19 protein-coding genes are annotated in these 23056 nt (G+C 51.2%); 8 read left to right on the top strand and 11 right to left on the bottom strand.

Translation table 11 applies throughout. The features are described from left to right. Window positions 1-2: 2 nt before the first annotated feature. From Q0577_RS02050 to Q0577_RS02035, 4 genes are read left to right on the top strand one after another with little or no spacing between them, the layout of a single operon-like run. Window positions 3-1844 (top strand): RagB/SusD family nutrient uptake outer membrane protein, encoded by a 1842-nt coding sequence (locus tag Q0577_RS02050; RefSeq protein ID WP_298732310.1) that lies wholly within the window; start codon window positions 3-5, stop codon window positions 1842-1844. 11 nt (window positions 1845-1855) lie between these two features. Next, window positions 1856-2266, top strand: coding sequence for a hypothetical protein (locus Q0577_RS02045; protein WP_298732308.1), 411 nt, complete (start codon window positions 1856-1858; stop codon window positions 2264-2266). A gap of 22 nt (window positions 2267-2288) precedes the next feature. Continuing rightward, entirely contained in the window at window positions 2289-3278 is a 990-nt protein-coding gene (locus tag Q0577_RS02040; RefSeq protein ID WP_298732307.1) for a DUF4466 family protein, read from the top strand. 35 nt (window positions 3279-3313) lie between these two features. Further along, a complete protein-coding gene (locus Q0577_RS02035; RefSeq protein ID WP_298732306.1) occupies window positions 3314-4525 on the top strand; it encodes an alginate lyase family protein in 1212 nt (403 codons plus the stop codon). A gap of 143 nt (window positions 4526-4668) precedes the next feature. Here the strand turns inward: Q0577_RS02035 and Q0577_RS27190 are convergent, their stop codons facing one another. The 6 genes from Q0577_RS27190 to nirB form a co-directional block, all read right to left on the bottom strand. Further along, window positions 4669-6132: a rubredoxin gene (locus Q0577_RS27190; RefSeq protein WP_366883712.1), complete on the bottom strand. Its 1464-nt coding sequence runs from the start codon at window positions 6130-6132 to the stop codon at window positions 4669-4671. Further along, window positions 6132-9668, bottom strand: coding sequence for a nitrate reductase (locus tag Q0577_RS02025; RefSeq protein ID WP_298732305.1), 3537 nt, complete (start codon window positions 9666-9668; stop codon window positions 6132-6134). Before Q0577_RS02025 ends, Q0577_RS27190 begins: the two co-directional genes overlap by 1 nt. Before the next feature lie 51 nt (window positions 9669-9719). Further along, complete coding sequence (locus tag Q0577_RS02020; protein ID WP_298732304.1) at window positions 9720-11042, bottom strand: MFS transporter; 1323 nt, start codon at window positions 11040-11042, stop codon at window positions 9720-9722. Between the two features lie 32 nt (window positions 11043-11074). After that, window positions 11075-12439: an alginate export family protein gene (locus Q0577_RS02015; RefSeq protein ID WP_298732303.1), complete on the bottom strand. Its 1365-nt coding sequence runs from the start codon at window positions 12437-12439 to the stop codon at window positions 11075-11077. Between the two features lie 80 nt (window positions 12440-12519). Further along, on the bottom strand, window positions 12520-12903 hold the full coding sequence (gene nirD / locus Q0577_RS02010; protein WP_298732302.1) for a nitrite reductase small subunit NirD: 384 nt from the start codon (window positions 12901-12903) through the stop codon (window positions 12520-12522). 20 nt (window positions 12904-12923) lie between these two features. Further along, window positions 12924-15422 (bottom strand): nitrite reductase large subunit NirB, encoded by a 2499-nt coding sequence (gene nirB / locus Q0577_RS02005; protein WP_298732300.1) that lies wholly within the window; start codon window positions 15420-15422, stop codon window positions 12924-12926. A gap of 213 nt (window positions 15423-15635) precedes the next feature. Between nirB and cobA the strand changes: the two genes are divergently transcribed. The 4 genes from cobA to Q0577_RS01985 all read left to right on the top strand — a co-directional run bounded on the left by cobA (window position 15636) and on the right by Q0577_RS01985 (window position 18685). Then, complete coding sequence (gene cobA / locus Q0577_RS02000) at window positions 15636-16412, top strand: uroporphyrinogen-III C-methyltransferase (protein WP_298732299.1); 777 nt, start codon at window positions 15636-15638, stop codon at window positions 16410-16412. After that, window positions 16409-17107 carry a Crp/Fnr family transcriptional regulator gene (locus Q0577_RS01995; protein ID WP_298732298.1) on the top strand — a complete coding sequence of 233 codons (699 nt, stop codon included), beginning with the start codon at window positions 16409-16411 and terminating at the stop codon, window positions 17105-17107. Before cobA ends, Q0577_RS01995 begins: the two co-directional genes overlap by 4 nt. A 510-nt stretch (window positions 17108-17617) precedes the next feature. Next, complete coding sequence (locus tag Q0577_RS01990; RefSeq protein WP_298732273.1) at window positions 17618-17974, top strand: hypothetical protein; 357 nt, start codon at window positions 17618-17620, stop codon at window positions 17972-17974. 18 nt (window positions 17975-17992) lie between these two features. After that, window positions 17993-18685, top strand: coding sequence for a hypothetical protein (locus Q0577_RS01985; RefSeq protein ID WP_298732271.1), 693 nt, complete (start codon window positions 17993-17995; stop codon window positions 18683-18685). A gap of 119 nt (window positions 18686-18804) precedes the next feature. Here Q0577_RS01985 and Q0577_RS01980 read toward each other — a convergent pair whose 3' ends face one another. From Q0577_RS01980 to Q0577_RS01960, 5 genes are all read right to left on the bottom strand, one after another. Beyond that, on the bottom strand, window positions 18805-19869 hold the full coding sequence (locus tag Q0577_RS01980; protein WP_298732270.1) for an ABC transporter permease: 1065 nt from the start codon (window positions 19867-19869) through the stop codon (window positions 18805-18807). Further along, entirely contained in the window at window positions 19853-20848 is a 996-nt protein-coding gene (locus Q0577_RS01975; RefSeq protein WP_298732268.1) for an ABC transporter ATP-binding protein, read from the bottom strand. Before Q0577_RS01975 ends, Q0577_RS01980 begins: the two co-directional genes overlap by 17 nt. 3 nt (window positions 20849-20851) lie before the next feature. Beyond that, the gene (locus tag Q0577_RS01970; protein ID WP_298732266.1) at window positions 20852-21841 is read right to left on the bottom strand and encodes an NEW3 domain-containing protein; all 990 of its coding nucleotides are present in this window, start codon (window positions 21839-21841) and stop codon (window positions 20852-20854) included. A 305-nt stretch (window positions 21842-22146) separates the two neighbouring features. Beyond that, window positions 22147-22422: a hypothetical protein gene (locus Q0577_RS01965; protein WP_298732264.1), complete on the bottom strand. Its 276-nt coding sequence runs from the start codon at window positions 22420-22422 to the stop codon at window positions 22147-22149. 3 nt (window positions 22423-22425) lie between these two features. Further along, window positions 22426-23010 carry a sigma-70 family RNA polymerase sigma factor gene (locus Q0577_RS01960; protein ID WP_298732262.1) on the bottom strand — a complete coding sequence of 195 codons (585 nt, stop codon included), beginning with the start codon at window positions 23008-23010 and terminating at the stop codon, window positions 22426-22428. Between the last annotated feature and the right edge of the window lie 46 nt (window positions 23011-23056).

The following is a 23056-nucleotide window of genomic DNA, read 5'->3' as shown; positions in this document are numbered from 1 at the left end:
CTATGAAGCGATCATCTTTAAGAATATCCATCATTTGCATACTGTCGGCCTGGAGTATCCTTACTGCAGGCTGTATGAAAAACCTGCTGGACCAGGAGCCCACTACCGAGTTAGGCGCAGCATCCTACTGGAAAACAGAGGACGATGCCACCTTTGCTATTATGGGCGCCTATGCCAACGTGCGTTCACTGTTTGACCGTGACTATTATCTCGATGGCCATGGAGAATACTTCAGGACCCGCGGCACCAGCACTGTTGCTGACGATCTGCTGCATGGCGATGCCTATCGCGACGGCAACTATAATCCCAGCGGATATGGCGGCAGCTTTGACAGGATGTTCAAAAACCTGTACGGCGGCGTAAACCGCGCCAACTACGTGATAGATAACGTTACCAAAATGCTGCCCAATGCCACTGCTGCTTCCCTCCCCAATCTGGAAAGGATCATCGGCGAGGCACGCCTGCTGCGAGGCATGGTATATTTCAGGCTGATATCCATGTGGGGACATGTACCTTACATTGGCAGTACCGTGTACAGTAACGCGGAAGTGGCAACGATTGCCAGAACGCCCATTGCACAGGTGAAAGATTCCATCATGGCTGATCTTACCTACGCCTTTGAGAAGCTGCCCGTGAAAGCGCCTGAAATAGGACGTGCTTCCAAAGCCGCCGCCCTTGCCTTCCGTGGTAAACTGCAGCTCTATTGGGCCTGCTGGAACGATTTCGGCTGGCCGGAATTAGAAGGCTTCACAGCAGATAAAGGAGCCGCTGCCGCTGCCTATAATGCCGCAGCGGCCGATTTCCGTAAAGTGATCAACGACTATGGCCTCACCCTCTTCCGTGGCGGCGCCCCCGGTGAAATAGACAGCCTGGGCAAAGCTGATAAGCTGCCCAACTACTATTACCTGTTTACACCGGTAGCCAATGGCGATCCTGAAATGATCATGGCCTTCAACCATGGTGGTACCGGTACCAACCAGGGTGAAGAACTGATGCGCGATGTGGCGGGCCGCTCGCACGAAAATTCCCAATGCTGGGTATCGCCCCGCTATGAAATTGCAGACAGGTATCAGTCTACCATAACCGGCGATTTTGCGCCCAAGCTGATACCCATGAATCCTGCTGCGCCCAATGCAAGAACAGCGTCCAATTCTGCTTTAAATCCGCGCAGCTATGCTGACCGCGACTATCGCATGAAGGCTTCTATTATGTGGGATTATGAAGTAAGTGTAGGACTGGCCTCGCTGAAAGTTACCAACTGGGTGCCCTTTATTTATAAAACATGGAACCAGCCGGTAACCATAGACGGCGAAAAATACACTACTTATAATACAGACGGCTGTAATTCCGGTTACGTGCTGCGCAAATTCCTGCGCAATTACGCTGGTCAGGGGCGCAGCGATGGGGATTACAACTTCCCGGTAATGCGCCTGGCAGATGTATACCTGATGTATGCAGAAGCTACCAATGCTGTGAATGGTCCGCAGGCAGACGCGATCGATCTCCTGAACAAGATCCGTCATCGTGGTAACCTGCCGCCCTTAAGCGGTGAGAAAACTGCCAGTAAAGAGGCTTTCTTCAGTGCCATTGAACAGGAGCGTATCATAGAACTGTTTGGTGAAGGCCACCGCGGTTTTGACCTGCGCCGCTGGCGTGCACTTGAAAGGGTTTGGGGACCTCCTGGCGGACCCGGTGTCTGGCGGATGGATACACACAATGCGCAGGTAACACGCTACTACCAGAACACCACGCCGAGGGAGTACCAGCAGAATTATATTTTCAGGATCCCGCAGAGTGAGCGAGACCGCAACCCTAACCTTACACAGAATACACCATGGTTATAAAACATAGCAACATGAGAAGATATTTATACTTAACGGCCCTGCTCCTGTGCTGCGCCTTCGCATGGATAAGCTGCTCCAAGGACGATTTTCCTGTTGATGAGGACGGGCTGCTGATCACTACCCGTGCAGAATGTTATGTGAGCGATTTTCAATTGCTGGGATCAGACTTCCAGACAGTGCTGACCGCCAAAAAACCGGTGATAGATACAACTGCCTGCACCATACATGCAGAAGTGCAGTACGGCACTGATTTGAAGAACGTATACCCACAGTTCTCACTGGTTACCGACGCCAAGCTGGATCCCAAGATCACCGGCAAAGTGGATTTTTCAGACCTGGCCAACCCGCGCAGCTACACCGTAGTATCCGGCAACCGCCAGGTAAGAAAAACCTACACCGTGCATATATCCATTCAACAGTGATCATCACATTAAAACATGATTTATGAGGAGTAAATACTTTCAATATACATCCTGGTTAATGGCGCTGTTGCTGCTGATGGCGTCCTGTAAGGAGGAACCCTATGCCGTGCCTGTACCGAAGGATGCCCTGCAGAACGATTGTATCAAACGTTCACTGGGGCCCAACATCGTTGGCAACAATATCGAGTTTGCATATGCCATGGCGCTGCCGGGCGACAAAGGAAAGCTTGTTTCCGCACAGGTGGAAGCTTCCATCGCCGGGGCAGCCACCACCTACCTGGAACACCGTTCTTACTATACAGACGGCAGCGGGGTGGATGTGGGCGTTGAAGTGGCAACGCCTTCCACCAACCAGGGCAACGTCACTACGGTGAATTTCAGCAAGGACACCAACGCTGTTACTCTCCGGTACTTCTATACCATACCTGAAGAGGCCCGTGGTAAAACAATCAGCTTTAAGTTCTCTGCCAGAAGCAGCAATGGTGAAACGGTTAACTATTCCATGGGGCCTTATACCATTGCCAGAATGGATATAGCGCTGGACATTCCCGTAATGGATGCGGCTAACTGCTTTATCTCCATTGAAGACATGAAAGCCTATGATGCAGTTGATGCAGCCGCCCATGCAGCGAATATCGATCTTGTGTATCTCTACCGTGCTATGCCTAATGTGGCCTTCAATCATTCACTCGTATCGCCTGGTACTAAATCGGAATATCTGCCGGGTGTAGTATTACCTCCAGGCGTCAATAAGGTAACGAAGATCAGTAAAGCATGGGCGCTGCGTGATAACAACCTGGCGCGCGATAAATACGGCATTTATATTGACGACATAGACTTTCAGCAGCTGGACATTGCCAACGCGCCTGATTACGCCATCAACCTGAAAGAGGAAGCCGGCGCCTGGATAGAAACAGCGGATGGAAAATACCGCGCCTATATTTACATCAACAAGGTGAATAACGGCGCCCAAAGTGCGGTGATCAGTATGAAGCGTTATACAATGAAGTAATGATTATTTTAGTACAGCCTAATAAATTCACGGAAATGATGATCAGGAAACTGTATGCTTTACTTTTGCTGGCCGCTGTTATGTTAACCCGGTCAGCCTTTGCGGCGGAAGATACCCCGCAAACCCTGCTGCTGAAGCCAGCCGTGCTGCAGCATGGCAAACAGCTGCTGGCGCAGCATGACCCTGCTGCAAAGCAGGCGTTGGCCAGCTTGCTGAAAGATGCCGATAAAGCACTGGGCCATGGGCCTTATTCAGTAGTCTATAAAAGCAAGCTGCCGCCCAGCGGTGACAAGCACGACTACATGAGCGTTGGTCCTTACTGGTGGCCCGACTCATCTAAGCCGGACGGCCTGCCCTACATCCGTAAAGATGGAGAGATCAATCCTGAACGCTATGCCGTCAAGGATCTCGATTTTCATAACGCACTCTGTAAAGACATATACCTGCTGGGATTAGCCTGGTATTACACCGGTCAGTCAAAGTATGCCGCCCATGCGGCAAAGCTGCTGCATACCTGGTTCATCGATCCCGCTACGCGCATGAACCCCCATCTCAATTATGGCCAGGCCATTCCCGGTATCACCGAAGGCCGCGGCATTGGCCTGATAGATACGCATAATGTTACCAGCCTGCTGGATGGCATACAACTGCTGAAAGATGCACCGGAACTGCCGGCGGCTGATTATAAAGCTATCCGGGAATGGTATACACAGTTCCTGCAATGGATGCGTACCAGTCCCATTGGCCTGGATGAAGCCGATGAAAAGAACAACCACGGCACCTGGTACGATGTACAGGCGGTGGCAATCGCCCTGTTCACCGGTCAGCATGATCTTGCTGCTGAGATATTAACAAAAAACACACAGCCCAGGATTGATAACCAGTTGGGGGAAGACGGCAGCCAGCCACATGAGCTGGCCCGCACCCTCTCCTGGAATTATTCCCAGTTCAATCTCAATGCTTTTTTTGAACTGGCCCGTTTGGCAGAGCATATTGATATCGATCTATGGCATTATGTAAGTCCGGGTAAAAAGAGCCTGAAAAAAGCATTTACATGGCTGCTGCCTTATGCAGAGAAAGTAAAGCCCTGGGAGCATAAGCAGATAAAGCCCATGGATATCGATGGATACCTTCGTCTGGCAAAACAGGCGGAGCAACATTATCCTGATATTGATCTTACCAGCTTGTGGAAACAGTATAAAGACTATGGCGGCAGCAGTGCGCTGCTTACCGGCTATACCGACTGATTTCCCTGCAATGCATTTGGCAATACCTGTGAAGAACCATTGAAAGAAGTGGAATAGTTGATAGCAAAGAGGGTGTTTGTCCGGCCGCTGGCGGACAACACCCTCACTTATATCGGTTTATCATGGTGGAATCTACATCATGGTTAATAGCCCAGCGCACCCTCGCCGATCTCCTCAAACATTGCTGCACCCGCGCCGCATAAGGGGCAGCCAAAATGCTCCGGCAGCGCTTCAAAGGCGGTGCCTGGCGCAATGCCCTGTTCTGCTTCTCCCAATGCTTCATCGTATACGCTCATGCATTGCCTGCACTGCTGAACTTTTCTCTCCGGCGGTTTTATGTGCGACAGTGATTGCTGGCTGCTCATCAGGTCCTGCAGCGGATTGGCCTCGCTGGCCTGCTCGTAGAAATATTTGCAGATAGATACCAGGTAAGGCCCCAGGTGTTCTTTGCTCACATTCTCCCTGAAGGGGATCAGTGTAGATGAATTGGGGTTAAAGCCCGGGGTGTACAGGATATCGTAGCGCTGCATGTACTTCAGCTTGCTGTTGTATTTATTCTCCTGCTTGCGTATTACCACAGATCCGAATTCACTGGTGGCGGACTCCATGCGAACGCTGAAACAGAGCCCGTAGGTACGTACATCCTCTTTATCAAAATGGCGGATGATGTGGCGTTTCAGCACCAGCCCATCCGCCGAATTATCTTCTACCTGCCAGTTCAGTTCATTGGCGGCATGCCGCACATTGATACGGTATTTACCCAGCACATAATCCCACAGGGGGCGATGTGCAGGATTGATATTTTTGATGATGATCGTTTTCCACGGTGTAGCATAAAGCTGTCCGGTTTTGGTTTCCAGGCAGATGGCGCAGAGGTCCTGCAGAAAGGCCACCGGGAACAGCTCATCCCGGCGGTAAATGCCTAACCAGTAGCTGTTTTCGTAGCGGTTAAAGCCCTCGTAGTAAGGCAGGTGGAAGTTGGGCATATCCAGTTCTTCTTTTACAGGGCGGCCCATATATTCCAGTGCAGCACGTGTGCGTTCATACAGGTTGCTGCCGTTCACATCTGGTGTTTGCAGCAGCGTTTCTATTTGCCGGCTCACCCGGCTGATATGATTGGTGTAAATCAGTTCGGGCCATGCCAGGAGTTGTCCCGTGCCCGGGAATCGTACAAAGAGATGCCAGTAATGCGCATGCTCAGACGTGATCCAGTTGATATGCCCTGTAAAAAAGGGGGTAAAGGTCTGATGGCGGTCGCAGATATTTAGCTTCAGGGATGGGGTATAGTCAAACAGGTCAAACACATCTTTGTAATCGCCTTCAGACAGCCAGCTGTTGCCATGCGTAAAGATTCCCGCAGCAGGATAGGAGCTGGTGATGTTATGGTTCACATCCGGCTCATGAAAGGCGATCTTCTGCTGTTTGCATTGCTGGCTGAACTGTTTAAAATGTTTTACCGGTACATCTACCAGCAGCTGTTGCCGCAGGCCAAAGCGTACCTCTGTTATCTTTACAGCAGCGGCTATTTTCAGGGCCTGTTGTAAATAACCAGGCGAGATAATGCCGCCTGTAAAATTGATGCTGACGGTATGTGTTTGCTTTGCCATTAGATAACCTCCTCCATCAGTTTTTTCTGCGTTTCTTTTGCGGATACCGCTCCGGTCATTTTTTCCAGTATGGCCTTCACCTCCGGTTTGCAGCTGCCGCAGCCCAGTCCTGCGCCGGATGCCTTGCACAGGCTTTCAAGTGTGGCATGTCCTTCCCTGATCTTATTGCAGATATTCCCTTCGCCTACATTGCCGCAGGAGCATACCAGCGGACCGATAACCGGTTCTGCCTTTTTACCGGAGCGTAATAATTCCAGCCGTTTTTCGCTCAGCTCCATCTGCTGTTGCATGAGCTCTTTGAACTCCAGGAATTCTGAACGGTCGCCGATAAGAATAGCTCCCATCAGGCGGTCGTTATGGATCACGCATTTCTTATAGTAACGTTTGGCTTTGTCAATGAACACCACCTCTTCATAGGCGGGATCGTCCGGGGTTTCTACCATACCCAGCGAACAGATATCCGTACCATGCATCTTCAGGATGTTCATGAATACAGAGCCCTGGTAATGGCTGCTGATATCGCCGCTCAGGAAACGGGCCACTACGGCCGCCTGCTGTTCTGCTGCGGCAGTAATGCCGTAGAGAGTGCCGTTAAACTCCGCTATCTCGCCGATGGCAAAAATATCAGGATCGCTGGTCTGCAGGTATTCATTGACCACTACGCCGCGTTTGCAGCTCAGCTGGACAGACTGGGCCAGTTCTGTATTAGGTACGGTGCCGATGGCCACTACCACTGCCTGGCAGTCTATCTGGCGGCCGCTTTTCAGCTGTATGCCTTCCAGCTTTTTTAAACCATTGAACCGCGCTATTTCATCATTGAACAATACTTCTATGCCCCGGTCTGTCAGCTCTTCCCACAGCAGCTGGCTACCCAGCGTGTCCAGCTGCCGGTCCATCAGGCGGGAGGTACGCTGTATCACGGAAACGGATATACCCATTTCGCGCAGCGAGGCGGCCAGCTCAATACCCAGCAGCCCGCCGCCGGCTATCACCACTTTCCCGTTCTCAGGCTTTATATGTTTCCTGAACGCGTCTGCATCCGGGCGGCTGCGCATGGTGAAAATACCCGTAAGGGGCGGCACGTCTTTCAGTTGTGCCGCTCTGCTTCCGGTGGCCATGATCAGTATATCGTAAGGGTGTTTTTTACCCCGGCTGTCTGTAACGGTTTTACGCTGCCGGTCTATAGCCGTAATGCTGACGCCCTGGTGCAGGGTAATGTGATAAGCATCTTCCTCATCCTGCGACATTTTCACCAGCTGCTCCCATGCCTGTGCGCCGCTGATATAGTCAGGCAGCATCACACGGTTGTAGAAAGGCTGCGCCTCTTTGCTGAAAATGGTGATCTCGTCTGTACGGTTAATTTCACGGTAAGATCTTACAAACCCACAGGCACCTGCTCCTGCACCGATCACTACGATCTTCTGTTTGGGTTTGCGGTAAACCTGTACCTGTACCGCTGCAAACTTCAGGTCGGGCTGTTTTGAGTAGGGGTCCAGCCTGCTTTCCGTCAGGTTATTGGCCCTGTGCAGGTCGCGCTGTAATATTTTGCCCCAGTGCATGGGCAGGAATACCACCCCTTTCTTAATGGTGCTGGTCAGCTTTGCCTTTACGCGTACCTTGCCTCGTTCATTGCTGATCTCTACAATATCGTCCTGTGAGATCTGGCGCTGGCGTGCATCTTCAGGATGGATTTCCAGGAAGGAGCTGGCAATATGCTGTTTCAGCTTATTCACCTTTCCTGTTTTACTCATGGTATGCCACTGGTCGCGTATACGGCCAGTGGTCAGTATCAGTGGGTGTGCCGGTGTAACGGGTGTTGAAGTGTTTTCATCCTCAAAAGCGTGTATCACTGCCTTTGAAGAGGGGGTGTAAAAACGATGATCGGTGAAAAGCCGGGTTGTTCCGCCGTTGGCAGCTCCTTTTGGATAAGGCCATTGTACGCTGCGCTGCTCGCGCAGGGTATCATAATTCAGCCCGGTAATATCAATGCGTGTACCGGCGGTTAAACGGCAATGTTCTTCGTATATCTCTGCCGGTGACTGGTAGGAAAATCCATGGTAGCCCATCTTCTGCGCAAAGCGGCAGATGATGGTGGCATCCGGCAGCGCTTCACCCGGCGCATCGGTGATCTTGTGCAGATAGGTAATGCGGCGTTCCGCATTGGTCATGGTGCCTTCTTTCTCCGCCCAGGTAGCAGCAGGCAGTATCACATCTGCATACTGCAGGGTTTCGGCCCGGCCGGATATTTCCTGCACCACTACAAACTTTGCCTTTTGCAGGGCTGCCTCGGCCCTTCTTACATCCGGCAGGCTTACCAGCGGATTGCTGCCTATTATCCAGATGGCTTTCAGGCGTCCTTCTTCCAGCGCCGTGAACATTTCTGTGGCGGTGAGGCCGGGTTTGGGAGAAAGGGTAGTACCGCCCCAGAAGGCCTGCACTTCTGCCCGGTGTTCGGGGTTATCCAGCACACGGTGCGCAGGCAACAAGTTGGCCAGTCCGCCTACTTCGCGCCCGCCCATGGCATTGGGTTGACCTGTTAAGGAGAACGGGCCGCTGCCGGGTTTGCCGATATGCCCGGTGATCAGGTTCAGGTTGATCAGGCTCAGGTTTTTGCGTACGCCTATTGCGCTCTGGTTCAGTCCCATGGTCCACATGGTAATGAAGCCTTTTGCTTTGGCAATATAAGCAGCTGCTTCACGTATGGCGGCTTCCGCTACGCCGCAGATCGCCGCCGCTTCTTCAAGGCTGCGTTGCATCACGGCCGCACGGTAAGCCGCGAATCCTTCTGTATGTTGCTGGATGAAAGTATGATCTATATGCCCATTGTCGATCAGCCATCTGCCAATGGCATGGTGCAGTACGATATCGGTACCGGGATTCAGCTGCAGGTGTACATCTGCAAGCGAGCATGTTTGTGTGGCCCGCGGATCGCTCACAATGATCTTCATGGCCGGGTTGGCCGCCTTTGCCGCTTCTACACGCCGCCATAAAATGGGATGGCACCAGGCCGGATTGGCGCCGGCCACAAATATGCAGTCTGCCTGTTCTATATCATCATAGCAAACGGGCACGGCATCTTCTCCCAAAGACATTTTATAGGCAGCTACAGCGCTGCTCATGCACAGGCGGGAGTTGGTGTCTATGTTATTGCTGCCGATAAAGCCTTTTATCAGCTTATTGATCACATAGTATTCTTCTGTCAGGCATTGCCCGGATGCATAAAAGGCAACGGCATCCGGACCATGTTGCGCAATCAGGGTGCGGAATACGGCAGCAGTCCTGTCCAGCGCCTGGTCCCAGCTTACACGCTGCCTGGACATTTGCCGGTTGTACCGCATTTCAGGGTATAGCAGCCGGTCTGACTGGTCCATTACCGTGTAGTGCAGGTTCATGCCTTTTGAGCAAAGCATTCCCCTGTTCACGGGGTGGTCTTTATCCCCGCTTACCTGCAACCGTCCCTGTCTGTCCTGCTGCACTACAATGCCACAGCCTACGCCGCAATAACAACACGTTGTTTTGAAAGAAGATGCCTGCATGAAAAATCCATTTTATGCTGAACGCTAAATGCTTGCATTAGAACCCGGTATTCAACCTTCCGGGTTCGCCGCTATTGCCGGTTGTGCACTCAGCGTTCCGCGTTTAGCGCCCTGCGTTCCGCGTACAAAGCTCGTGATCATCACGATCGCCGCTACCGTGATCACGATATAGCCGATATACGTGAACGCCTGTATGTAAGTAATACTTTCTGATTTGAAAAGGAAGCCAAACAACATGCCGCCCAGGTTACCACCTGCACCTACTACGCCGCTCACCAATCCCACATTCTTTTCATTGATGAAGGGAACGATACCGTAGGTAGCGCCATTGGCCATTTTCAGGAAGAGGGCAAAGCTCAGCATGGCGGCAATAGCCAGGCCAAGGGAATTGGCCTGTGCAAAAAGCAGCAGCCCTGCACCTTCAAAAAGTAGCATGAATGCCAGTAAACGGCCTTTGCCTTTCATACCTGAGCGGGCGCCTACTTTGTCAGATACAATACCGCCCAGCGCACGTGCAAAAATATTCATGAAGCCAAACACGCCTGCCCAAAAGCCTGCGCTGCTTTGTGAAAGATGGAAGGTGTCCACAAAGTGAAGAGAGGCTACGTTGTCAAACGTGATCTCCATGCCAAAACACATGGCATAGGCCATTGTGAGCGCCCATATACGCCAGTCGGCCAGTACACTCCAGTCTGTTTTGCTTTTGGCGGCGTTGTGGCCTGTTTCGTCGTAGTTGCCCGCCGGCGTATCCTTGGTATAGCGGTGGTATAAAAAGGCTACAACCAGCATCATCAGTCCGGGTATGATCATCGCGTAGCGCCAGGCTTCTTCCTTCGTAAAGCCGAAACCTACAATGGCTGCAAAGATCAGCGGCATCACCATGTTGGTAATACCGCCACCCAAATTGCCCCATCCACCGGTTACTGCATTGGCAGTACCTTTGATAGCCGGTGCAAACATCATGGAGGTATGGAACTGGGTCACTACAAAAGAGGCGCCTATCACACTGATGGCTAAACGGAACAGTAAGAAAGTCGTATAGTCATGTGCCAGTCCTACCAGGAACACCGGCAGCGAACCGGCCAGCAACAGGCGCACGGCTGTTTTGCGGGGGCCCCAGGTATCGCACAGGCGGCCTATTATCAGGCGGGCAATGATGGTACCCGAAACAGAAGCGATAATGATATTGCCGATCTGGCTTTTGTTCAGCCCCAGATCTGCACGGATGGTGGGCATCAGCGGGGCCAGGCCAAACCAGCCAAAGAAGCACACAAAGAACATCAGCCAGGTGATGTGGAAGGTGCGCATCTGTACTGAGTTCAGGCTGAAGATCCGCAGCTTGTCCAAAGGTTGATTGTCAGGAGTAAAAGCCATAAAATATCTTTTTTAAAAGGTGGTTCAAAAGATCATTTAAACAGGAATGAAGGCCGTATGCTCACCATCAGGTAAGCCCAGTTGCTATTGCTGCTGGCATTGGTCACGTTCTTTACGCCGGCTGCAGTTAAAGAGTTGGTGCTCCAGAAATGACTGTAACCTCCTTCAAAAGCGATCATTGGAGTGAGCGTAAAAACGGCCACCAGGTCGGCCTCCGTGCCGAAGTGGCGTGTCTGCGCGGGTTTATCAACCGCTGCCGGTATATCGCTGGCGCTGTAAAACTCATGCGCATCGGCGGTGATCAGCCATTTTTTGCCCGCTTTGATCTTTGTTTTTATGTAGTAGTCCTGCAATCCCCGGTTACCAAAACCGTTTGCCGCATAGAAATAATCCATCAAGCCCCAGAACTTGTGCGGTGTGCCGTATAAGGGGTCAAATGCGTGGCTGGTATTACCGCTGCCGCCACCCGAAGTGTAATCTACCCCGGCGCCTGCACTGAAGGCAGGGGTCACCGCATATTGAAAAGCGCCCGACAGTAAAGTGCCGCTCAGATCTGCCCCGTCGGCATTGCTGCCAAACTGGTAGTAGGCGGCTCCGGTAAGCGTAAGACGTTGAATAGTATTGTTAAAGTAAAGGCCCGTAGTCATACGGTTGTAAGTAGATCCCTCCCATACCTTCACGGGTACATTGTTCACACTGTCAGTATGGTACCTGGAGAACTGGTCTGCCAGGAACAGTAAAGAGATATTGCCCTTGGCCAGTTTCCTGCCCGCATATACAAATTCCAGGCTTTTATAGTTGTTACCACCGTTCGTATTGCCGGTATAGTTACCCGGGGGCGTGGCGTCATAGATAGTGCCGGAAGCGTTCTCTTTGTTCTGGTTAAATGCGCCGCCTGCATGCAGCATCCAGTCATTGGTTTCGTATTTTAACAATACCGCATCATGGCGCCTGGCCTGTTGCAGCCAGTCCAGGTTGCCCAGCAGGCGGGAGTCATCATACAGCAGCTCCTGGCGGCCGATCTTCAGCGCCAGGCGTTTGTTCTTAACGATAGTGTCTGTCAGCAATATCTCCGCCCATGCTTCATGCAGCATGAGCCCGTTATTATTGGCGGTGGTGGTACGGTTAATGGTAGAACCGTCCTGGCCCCATACCCGTACGTCCTGTATGCTCAGGCCCAGCTGGATACGGTAGGCGCTGAAACCTGCGGACAGGCGGGAACGTTGTGATGTGAATACGGCGGGAGATGCATCGCGGGCCAGCGGAGTGCCCTGGCCGTCACGAAATTCCGTGCGTGTTCTGAGCTGGGCATTGAGCGAGAATTGCCCATAGGAGGGAAGCGATAAAGCAGCACAGAAAAGTAAAAGCATTATCCCGCCAGGGAATGTTTTTTTCATGTAACTTTGGTTGGTTTTAAATGTGAGCCTATCATATTAAAACTGGAAGCCCGGATAGCCTGCCCGCTACCGGGTTTCTTTTATGCCATTACTTCCACCTGCTGTCCGCCGGCGCCAATGCCAATGTATACACGATCTCCTTCCACTTTTACCGGGTAAGTGTTCAGGGAGCATTCATGCTCATCGGTCAGACAACGTCCGTCTACCAGGGAGAAAGATTTTTTATGAAAGGGACATGCCACTTTAGGCTCGCCTTCCTGTGTGCCGGTCATACCGCGGCTGAGGGCCATCTGCCTGCGGTGCGGACAAAGATTCTGGGTAGCGTACCATTCATTGCGTCTGGCAAAACGGAACAATGCGATCTGTTCGTCAAAATACTTTACACATACGCCGCCATTGGCAGGTACGTCGTCTACTTTACAGGCGTAGAACCAGGTGAGCGTTGCTGAATTTTCTAATGACATACGAATTGGTTTTTGAAAGTTTATTTCCATTCTGCGGCTTTCTTCTGTTCCCGCAGGTTTTCAAATTTGATGGTCGGGTCTTTTTCTTCGGGCGCGTTTACAAAGTGGCTGAAGCGTTTTCTCAGCTCGGGGTTTTCCACCACTTCTTTCCATTCGCATTTATAATTGTCTACCAGTACCTGCATTTCTGCTTCCAGCTGGTCGGCTATACCCAGGCTGTCGTTCACCACCACGTTGCGCAGGTATTCTATGCCGCCGTCCAGTTTATTCAGCCAGGTGGCTGTACGGGTCAGCGGGTCAGCTGTTTTGATATAGAACATGAGAAAACGGTCTATGTAGCGGATACAGGTGTCACTGTCCACATCTCCGGCCAGCAGCAGGGCATGTTGTGGCTTGGAACCACCGTTGCCGCACACATAAAGGTTCCAGCCTTTTTCAGTGGCGATGATGCCAAAGTCTTTGGACTGAGCTTCCGCGCACTCGCGTATACAACCGCTCACAGCTGATTTCAGCTTGTGCGGCGCCCGTAATCCACGGTAGCGCTGCTCTATCCGGATCGCAAAGCTTACACTGTCGTGCAGGCCAAAACGGCACCAGGTGCTGCCTACGCAGCTTTTCACTGTGCGCAGCGCTTTACCATAGGCGTGTCCGCTTTCAAAGCCGGCTGCCACCAGCTCTTCCCAGATCAGGGGCAGGTCATTCACGTGTGCGCCGAACATATCTATCCGCTGGCCGCCGGTGATCTTGGTATACAGGTTGTATTTCTCCGCCACCTGCGCAATTACCATCAGCTGCCTGGGGGTGATCTCTCCGCCCGGTACGCGGGGCACCACAGAGTAGGTACCGCCTTTCTGGATATTGGCCAGGTAACGGTCGTTGGAGTCCTGTACAGTGTCATTGCCCTTGGTCAGGATCATTTCATTCCACAGGCTGGCCAGTATGCTGGCTACCACGGGTTTGCACACCTCGCAGCCGTCGCCCTGTCCATAATGGTCCAGTGCATCGTCAAAGGTGCGGATCTCTTTTATTTTGATGAGGTCAAACAGTTCCTGGCGGGAGTAGGAGAAGTGCTCGCACACCACATTCCGGATATATTTGCCCTGCGCCTTCATGGTGCTGGTGATCAGGTCTTTCACCATGGGTACGCAGCCTCCGCAGCAGGTACCGGCTTTGGTACATTTTTTTACGGCGTCCAGCGTTTCATTACCGGCTGTTACAGCATTGCAGATGGTGGCCTTGCTCACGTTCTCACAGCTGCAGATGGTGGCTTCATCCGGTAAGCCCAGTACGCCGGCGCCGCCTTCTGTCTGTGCGCCCCTTGCGCCCAGCAGCAGGTCTTCCGGGTTGGGGGGCAGTATCACTTTATTCTTGGCTGTTTGCAGCAGCATGTTGTAGGCATCTGCATCGCCGATCAGGATGCCGCCCAGCAGGTGTTGACCATCGTTACTGACATTGATGCGTTTGTAGATGCCTTTCATCGTGTCTTCAAAAATGATGGTCCTGCACTGATCTGCCGGAGCAAAGGGATTTCCGAAGCTGGCTACATCAACGCCTATCAGCTTCAGTTTGGTGCTCATATCAAAACCGGTAAAGGCTTTATGGGATCCGAGGATATGAGAGCAGGCTACCTCTGCCATTTCGTAGCCGGGGGCCACCAGGCCGTAGATCATGCCATTATATAAGGCGCATTCGCCAATGGCATAAATGCAGGGATCGGTGGTCTGTAACTGTTCGTTTACCACAATACCGCCACGGTGACCCGTTTCCAGTCCGCAAAGGCGTGCTACCTCGTCCCGCGGAGAGATCCCTGCAGAGATCACCAGCATATCCGCCTCCAGTATACTGTCATCGGAAAACTGAAGTCCGGTGATAGTGTCCTCCCCCAATATATTAGTGGTGGATTTGCTGGTATGGATCTCCAGTCCCAGTGTTTCCAGTTTGGCTTTCAACAGGTTGGAGCCTGCCTCGTCTATCTGCCGGGGCATTAGCCGGGGAGCGAATTCTATGACATGGGTCTTTTTCAGGCCCAGGTCCAGCAGGGCTTTGGCGGCTTCCAGGCCCAGAAGGCCACCGCCTATCACTGCTCCGGTAGTAGCTTTGGGAGCATAGTCCCGCATCATTTCCAGGTCTTCTATTGTCCTATATATAAAGACGCCCTTTTTGTCGACCCCGGGTATCGGCGGCACAAAAGCCGCCGATCCGGTGGCCAGTACCAGGTAATCATAACTTTCAGTAATGCCTTTGTAGGAGTGAACGGTTTTCAGCGTACGGTCTATCTGCTGTACCGGGTCGCCCAGGTGAAGGGTAATGTTTTGTTCAGCGTACCAGCTGGCCGGCGCTATTTCCAGGTCTGTTGCTGTTTTGCCGGAGAAGAATTCGCTCAGGTGTACACGGTCATAGGCAGGGCGGGGCTCCTCGCCAAAAACAACCAGTTCTACTGTACCAGGAGCGGCTTTGGCCATCATCTTTTCACAAAACTTGTAGCTGGTCATGCCGTTGCCGATAATTACAATTTTCATTGCCCGGATTTTAAATGTTGATCAATTTAATGGAAAGTGGATCCTTTAAATTGATATGATAAATATTTTAATATAATGTCTTGGATAAATTTACCGGGATTGTTTTGGCTGCTTTGTATGATTTACATCATGAAATTAGCTATTTTAATTTTAAATTTATAGCCGTAAGTATGATTAATATCATATAATTATAAATATAATATGAATAATGCTATGGTAGTACCATTATTATCCCTGGTAGGCGCAGGGCCCGGAGACCCGGAATTGATCACCTTGAAGGCCATAAAAACCATTGGCCAGGCAGCCGTTATATTATATGATGCACTGGTGAACGAGTCCCTCCTCCAGTATGCCGCTCCGGGGGCCATTACCCGCTTTACCGGTAAAAGGTACGGTTGCCATATACTCTCGCAGGACGAAATCAACCGCCTGATCGTGTCAGACGCCCGCGCCTATGGCCATGTAGTGCGGCTGAAAGGTGGGGACCCTTTTATATTTGGAAGAGCGGCAGAGGAGATTGAGGCCGCCCGTGGCGCCGGCATCCCGGTACAGGTGGTGCCCGGTATTTCAAGCGCGCTGGCGGTACCCGCCGGACAAATGATCCCGCTTACCTGGCGCGGTACCGCTGAGAGCTTCTGGGTAACTACAGGCACCACCCGTGATGGCAGCATTTCCCGGGATATTCACCTGGCCGCCAGATCTTCTGCCACCGTTATTATATTAATGGCCATGAGCCGCCTCGAAGCTATCATGGATATTTTTATAGACTGCGGTAAGGCCGGCCTGCCCGTCGCTATCATCCAGGAAGGCAGTACCCCCCGGGAAAAAATGGTAAAAGGTACCGTAAAGGATATTACCTTCAGGGCACGGCATGCAGGGCTGAGCAACCCCGCAGTGATCGTGGTGGGAGAAGTAGTGAACCTCTACGATGCTATGTTGCCAGCCCACATACAGGGCATTGCCGGTAACCTGAACAGTCAAACCGCGTGAAAAAGAAAGATAAACAGGAATGCGACCTGAACAGTTGTATGCTGTGCAGGCTATGCTTAAAAGAATGGAGCCCGGCCATCAACGCACACCGGAAGAATTTCTCACTGAAGAAAGGCCAGCTGCTTTTCCGCGAAGGAGAGCAGGTCAACGGTATTTATTTCGTATACGAAGGTCTGGTAAAAGTGCACAAGCACTGGGGTAAAGACAAAGAGCTGATTGTGCGCTTTGCCCGTAAAGGTGATATTGTAGGGCATCGCGGCGTAGGACAGGAGCTGGTATACCCCGTATCAGCCACCGCATTGGAACCGGTTACCGTATGCTATGTGGATATGGCCTTTTTCCAGTCCAGCCTCCAGGTTAACCACACCTTTTTATATGAGCTCATGCTCTTCTACGCAAAAGAGCTCCAGGAATCTGAAAAGAATATGAGGAACCTGGCACACATGTCTGTAAAAGGCCGTGTAGCCAATGCACTCTTACAACTGCAAAGTAAATTTGGCTTTGATAAAGAGGGCACATTAAATATGACCCTCAGCCGGCAGGACCTCGCCGCCTACACCGGCGCTACTTACGAAACGGTGTTCCGTACCCTCGCAGAACTGGCGCAGGACCGCATCATCAGCATTAACGGAAAAGAGATCTCCATCCTCCACCAGGGCCGGCTTGAACGCCTTGCAAAGGAAAATGAAGAGTAGTTCTCTCTCGTTTGTTGAGATTATTTCGTTATTTTAGCCCTGATGATCAATTGGCGAATTTCCCAGAATTATCTCCTACTATTCGCAATTGCCTTTAAGACGCTCATATTGGGGACGGTGCTCACATTGGCTACCCATAATATTTGTCTGGGGCAATTGTTGAATGATGATATTAACTGGACGCAGATCGTCAGCAAACAGCGGAAGAGAAATGATGATCATTCTTCCCATACTGTTGTATACATTCATAACGCCGTTATCCCCAAAGCAGACTGTGGCACCTGGATAAGACGAAGTTTTATTTTGCCTTTACTGCTCTTTGTATGTCATATTTGTTTTTTCCGCCGCCACACCAGCTTTAGCCGTTTTATTGTTCCTCAGACCGAATATCTGCCAGACAGGATCTTTATAAGACATTGCGCAATCGTCAGATGATATTCAGTTATCGGGAAACTTGCCGGTTCTCCATCCGGCTGATTTTATCATCAATGAACGAGAACGAGTGCGTAAATGAACAAGACTATCCTTATTATCGAGAAGAACATAGAGGCTTTCCTATACTATAAAAAGATTTTGTTGAAGGAAGGATTTAAAGTGCAGCATATATCATCAGACATAGAGTTGCTTAAATATGAATTTAATATACCGGATCTATTCATTGTCAACAGCCGTTTCTTAACGCTTACGATTGTTGAGATATGTCAGCATCTGAAAAACAACCCGCTCACCAGCATGGTGCCGGTTGTCATAGTGTCCAAGGGCGCGGATATTGAAGCACGGGCTTTGCAGGCCGGGGCGGCAGTTGTGATGAGTAGTCCCCTGGTAGTGACCGACTTGCTGGCTGCTATCAGGCGTTGCCTGAACTAGTTTATAAAATCCACCAACATGAAAACACTTACAACTTTTTCACTCCTGCTGCTAACACTGCTGGGAGTAAAGGCCCAGTCCCCGGTGATCGGCGCCTGGAAGTCCAGCGCCGGTACCACCACTTCCGTGCTGCTCATCACAGACGATTATTTTACCGTTACCGTGTATGACGGCAACACTTTTAAATCTACCTTGGGAGGTACCTGGGAGGGTACTTCGGAAGGAGTGGCCACCACTACCATAGAGTTCAATTCGCTGGACAAGTCAAAAGTGGGTACGCATCCTGAAGCTACTGCCGACTTTACCGGCGATCAGCTCACCAGCAGCATAGACGGTGAAAAGACCACCTGGACCCGCATCGATGATGGCAACAGCCCGATGCTGGGCGTATGGCAGATCACTGCGCGCGAGGCCAACGGCAAGATGAATGAAATGAAGCGTGGCGCCCGCAAAACCATCAAGATACTTACCGGCACCCGTTTTCAGTGGGTGGCTATCAATACTGAAACAGGAGAGTTCTTTGGCACCGGCGGTGGTACCTACACTTTTGAGAATGGTACCTATACCGAAAAGATCGAGTTCTTTTCCAGGGATAGCAGCAGGGTAGGCGCTTCGCTCACCTTCAAAGGCGTGGTGAACGGCAATAAGTGGGACCATAGCGGCAACAGCTCAAAAGGCGATCCTATTCATGAAGAATGGACCCGTCAGTGAGCCTGCCGCATACTGCCACTCGAAAAAGCGCCGGTCCAAACCGGCGCTTTTTCTGTATAATAAGATTCTGCCGTTGGTTTAACGGTAACAGAACTTTCCGTAAAAGAGCATAGCAGGTGTCATCTTGAACGTATCTCCCTTCTCATAAATGAATAGTAAGATATCGCAAAGCACAGCACTGTTGCGGCAATAAGACCGGTTAGCTGTGGCCATACTATCAGCAGGCTTTGGCTCAGTGGTAAAGGACTGGGTATGGCGCCGTATACCTGTTCCATTGTCAGTGGCCCCAGGCTGCGTACAGAAGGCATCAGCAGCGTAACGGTGGCGTCGCTGTATAACTGCGTGGGCACAATTCTCAGCAGGTTCAGTATCAGCTCCTGGTATTTAATGACCGCTTCCGGTGGCGCCATCTGTGAGGGCATGAACGCCTGTGCGATCAGTTTGATGATAAGCTGGTAAAAGATGCTGAAAAACAGCCACACGGCAATAGCGGCCAGCGCCGAAGTAGCCGGCTGGCGCAGCAGCACGGAGAAAAGGATGGAAAGGTTCAGCCAGAAAGCTACATGCAGGATGTTGAGCAATATAAAGAACACCACCCGCATAAACTCGCCGGGCGTGGGTGGTATGCCGATGATGATCAGCCCCAGGCCCATTACCAGGAAGCCCAGTGCAAAGAACAATACGCTGATCACGGTCAATGAGGCGGCAAACTTTGCGTTGATCAGGTAATCCCTGTGAATGGGTTGCGACAGGATGCGGCTGAGCGTACCGCTGTGCTGCTCTGAGTTAATGGCGTCAAATCCCAGGCTGATGCCCAGCAGTGGCCCCAGAAATCCCATCAGTACATGAAAGGGGGGCATCGTGCCATCAGAAGCAGTAAAGAGTTTCAGGAAAAAGAATGCCCCGTCAGGATCATCGGGTTTTATTGCTTTACTGAAATTGCTGATAGAAATATATAGTGATCCGAAACACGTGAGCAGGATCAGGGAGAGCAATATTATAAAACGCCAGCTGCGCACATGATCCGTAATTTCTTTATCTACGATCACCCGGAAGGGGTGAGGGGCTTCCGCTTTGCCTCCTTCCTGCGCGCCTCTCCCGGCGATCACCGTCAAATTGTGGCGAAGGTGCGCTACCCGCAACTGCTGTTTTAGTGAGGTAATGGTATTAAGAAGCTTGTTCATAACTGGTACTACCTTCAAAATAACGGTTATAAATATCGTCCAGCCCATAGGCTTTGCGGCTCAGGTGTGTGAGGCCTAATCCCGCGCCAACAATGGCGCTGGCAATAAGGCTGGCTGCATCGTGTGTGCAACCTATCCTGAAAAGGCCATTGTCATATAGTACAGAGCGGACGCCTTTGGTTTCCACCAGCTGTTGCTGCAGGTGTACAATAAGGGGGGAGGTGCTATCCGGTTTGGAGGGATCAGCCACCGATACGGCAACACCTGCTTCTATGGTGTAGGGCTCCCCTTCAAACAGTATACCCGACAACGTTGGGATGTCGCCTTCCGCCAGTAGTTTTCCTCCTACAAAAATGCCTACGCGGTCGCACACCTGTTGTACCTGGTGAAGGTGGTGGGAGGAGAGCAGAACCGTGATCTTTTCTTCCCGGCTCAGTTGCACAATAAGGTCCAGGAACTCGCGTACGCCCGTGGGATCAATGCCCAGGGTAGGTTCATCAAGGATGATCACTTCCGGCTGCTTGATCAGCACATCGGCCAGTCCTAAGCGTTGTCGCATACCGCGGGAATAAGTACGCGTTTTTTTATCCTTTACATCGTACAGTCCTACCCGTTGCAACAGCCGTGTGGCCCGCACTGCCGCCTCCTCCGCGGGTACGCGGTTCAACCTGGCGGTATACAGCAGGTTCTCAAGGCCGCTGCGGTTTTCGTAGAAGCCCACTTCATCCGGGAGGTAACCCACCCTGCGTTTAACTTCAATAGGATGCTTGGTAGAATCTATACCGCACACCGCTACAGATCCCGCAGTAGGCTCTGTTAATCCCAGCATCATGAGGATGGTGGTTGATTTACCTGCGCCGTTAGGCCCCAGTAATCCAAATACTTCTCCTTTTTTGATGTACAGGTTAAGCCCGTCCACAGCCTTCAGCGAGCCGTATGCTTTTGTAAGACCGGTCAGCGCAATGATATTTTCGCTCATGGCTCACCTCCGTCCGTATTTTCTGAATAAATAATATACGCTGCTTAATGCGCCGAGAATAATAATGATCCCCAGCCAGCCTGATAACATCGAGGTGCCTACAGACACCCGGAATGCTGCTTTAGAGGAAACTTCCGGGGCCCTGGCCTCCAGGTTGGTCACATAGTCGCCTGCAATGGCTTTCTTATCGGCTTTGATCACGGCGGCCACCTGGGCAATCTGTCCCGGCGCCAGCGATGTGATTTGCTTTGGATCGAAAGTTACTTCCCAGTTGGCAGGAGCAGCAGACTGCATATCTATATTTTTGAGCGGTGCAGATCCCTTGTTGATCACCACCAGGTCAATGCGTTTGTCGTCGCCCGCCGTCAGGCTGGTGCTGAGCAGTCCCTTAGGTGTGCTTAATTCCAGCGCATAAGACCCGGTAATGGCAGCCTGCAGTTCCAGCTGGGCCGATGTGCTGCTGGTAGTGGCCACAATAGGTATCTTATAAGTGCCGGCTGGCAGCTGATCCGGCGGATCTACCTCCACCGTGATCTCCTGGGTACGGTTAGCTTCCACGTTTACAGACGACACTTGTTTGTAATTGGCTTTAAAGGTCACGTTCCAGCCTGGTGCTGCGTTGGCGCCCAGGGCATACAGCTGGTTGTCTGCCGTCCGGTTCCGTAGTGTCACATTGTAAGTAAAGGTGGAATTCGCCGCTCCTTCAATGTTGGGCTGTGTGGTGCTCAGCTCTGTTTCAAAGGTGCCTGTCTGCGAAACGTTCACAGTGAGCGGTAACTGGGTTAATCCCTTTGCCTGCAGGGCAAAATGGTAGCTGCCTTTGTTGATTTTCAGGGGCACCTGCAGCTGAAGATCGAAGCTTTTCTTTTCTCCGGGCAGCACAGATAGTTGGTTAATGTTCCAGCCCCCTGATTTCAATACATAGCTCCAGTCTTTAGATAAGCCGGTTAAAACAATATCCGCGCTTTTCAGGCTGCCGCTTTTGTTGATCACGTCCACAGAATAAGTGATCGACTCGCCCGGCGAAACGGAAATTTTGGTGTAAGGTGTGTAAAGAACCACGCCCTGTGCGGCGCTGTTACCGTGGAATCCGCCTGTGAAAAATCCTGTAAGGAATAGTGGAATTAGGATCTTGATTAATCTATGTACACGTACTGGCATAATATATAACAGTAAATGGTTTCAATGACTAATTAAGCGTGCCAAATTTATTTAAATGGTGGAAATTGAGAAAGTGACAGGCAGGTTTTTTAAGGAAATTTTAAGAAATGGAGGCGGATAGGGAGCGGTCTTTTTTATTAATGCTCCAATTTTCTGATAATCTTTTCTTTAAGTTCTTGTGTGGCATCTTCAGGGAGGGGAGGTGCCTGTGTGTGATCATGTTCATGCCTGCTGAGCAGATCATGCAGCAGGCCGCTTTGTTTTTTATAGGTGCTACAGGCATCACACAGCGTAAGGTGCCAGCGCAGCTGTATCCTTTCCGGGAGGGAAAGTTTAAAGTAGAGATTTTTCTCTATCAGCCCGCTTGCTTTTTTGCAGGACAGCACAAAGAAATGTATGATCCGCTTCTTCATCGTTTACCTTTTAAACCAGTGTACCTCCAGGCACTTTCTCAATTGCAGTTTTGCACGGTGCAGCATCTGCCAGAAATTAGACGGAGAGATCTGCAGATCCTGACAAATTTCCTTGCCGTCCTTTTCACTCAGGTATTTCAGCTGAAGCGCTGCAGACCAGCTGCCCGGCAGCCGCCGCATACACTCGTCCAGAGTGTTCCTGAATTCGGGCCGGTCCAGCAGGTGACTGTCATCGCCGACCCATTGCTGCGGGCGGGAATGATCCCCCCATTCGCCATGATGATCAAAATAATGATCCAGCCCTGCGCCTCCTTCATTTACCAGCGGACTTTTCACCTTTTTACGGAAATGGTCGGTGATCTTATGGTTCAGGATGGAAAACAGCCAGGTCTTTGGCTGGCTTTCCTGCCTGAACCGGTCCAGCGACTGAAAGGCCGACAGGAATGTTTCCTGCACCAGGTCTTCTGCCGTGGCTTTGTCAGCTACTTTGTAGTAGGCCCATTCGTACATGCTGTGGGTGAATAATGTTACCCACGACTTCATCATCTCATTTGCATCCGCCCGAACATTTTTTACTGGCTCCTTCATTGATGGCGTCCGTGTTTTAAGATATTGGAGCTTGGCTCATATGCCA

Origin of the sequence: uncultured Chitinophaga sp., from assembly GCF_937898475.1 — a bacterium.
In the GTDB taxonomy this organism is placed as follows: domain Bacteria; phylum Bacteroidota; class Bacteroidia; order Chitinophagales; family Chitinophagaceae; genus Chitinophaga.
This window is presented reverse-complemented; position numbering and strand designations above follow the sequence as displayed.

Bases quoted from the DNA above. Each gene is read 5' to 3' on its own strand.
- Q0577_RS02035 (WP_298732306.1), top strand. From the start codon at position 3,314: ATGATGATCAGGAAACTGTATGCTTTACTTTTGCTGGCCGCTGTTATG.
- cobA (WP_298732299.1), top strand. From the start codon at position 15,636: ATGGTAGTACCATTATTATCCCTGGTAGGCGCAGGGCCCGGAGACCCG.
- Q0577_RS27190 (WP_366883712.1), bottom strand. From the start codon at position 6,132: ATGGCAAAGCAAACACATACCGTCAGCATCAATTTTACAGGCGGCATT.
- nirD (WP_298732302.1), bottom strand. From the start codon at position 12,903: ATGTCATTAGAAAATTCAGCAACGCTCACCTGGTTCTACGCCTGTAAA.
- Q0577_RS01990 (WP_298732273.1), top strand. From the start codon at position 17,618: ATGAACAAGACTATCCTTATTATCGAGAAGAACATAGAGGCTTTCCTA.
- Q0577_RS01975 (WP_298732268.1), bottom strand. From the start codon at position 20,848: ATGAGCGAAAATATCATTGCGCTGACCGGTCTTACAAAAGCATACGGC.
- Q0577_RS01985 (WP_298732271.1), top strand. From the start codon at position 17,993: ATGAAAACACTTACAACTTTTTCACTCCTGCTGCTAACACTGCTGGGA.
- Q0577_RS02040 (WP_298732307.1), top strand. From the start codon at position 2,289: ATGAGGAGTAAATACTTTCAATATACATCCTGGTTAATGGCGCTGTTG.
- Q0577_RS01980 (WP_298732270.1), bottom strand. From the start codon at position 19,869: ATGAACAAGCTTCTTAATACCATTACCTCACTAAAACAGCAGTTGCGG.
- Q0577_RS02045 (WP_298732308.1), top strand. From the start codon at position 1,856: ATGAGAAGATATTTATACTTAACGGCCCTGCTCCTGTGCTGCGCCTTC.
- nirB (WP_298732300.1), bottom strand. From the start codon at position 15,422: ATGAAAATTGTAATTATCGGCAACGGCATGACCAGCTACAAGTTTTGT.
- Q0577_RS02050 (WP_298732310.1), top strand. From the start codon at position 3: ATGAAGCGATCATCTTTAAGAATATCCATCATTTGCATACTGTCGGCC.
- Q0577_RS01960 (WP_298732262.1), bottom strand. From the start codon at position 23,010: ATGAAGGAGCCAGTAAAAAATGTTCGGGCGGATGCAAATGAGATGATG.
- Q0577_RS02025 (WP_298732305.1), bottom strand. From the start codon at position 9,668: ATGCAGGCATCTTCTTTCAAAACAACGTGTTGTTATTGCGGCGTAGGC.
- Q0577_RS02015 (WP_298732303.1), bottom strand. From the start codon at position 12,439: ATGAAAAAAACATTCCCTGGCGGGATAATGCTTTTACTTTTCTGTGCT.
- Q0577_RS02020 (WP_298732304.1), bottom strand. From the start codon at position 11,042: ATGGCTTTTACTCCTGACAATCAACCTTTGGACAAGCTGCGGATCTTC.
- Q0577_RS01965 (WP_298732264.1), bottom strand. From the start codon at position 22,422: ATGAAGAAGCGGATCATACATTTCTTTGTGCTGTCCTGCAAAAAAGCA.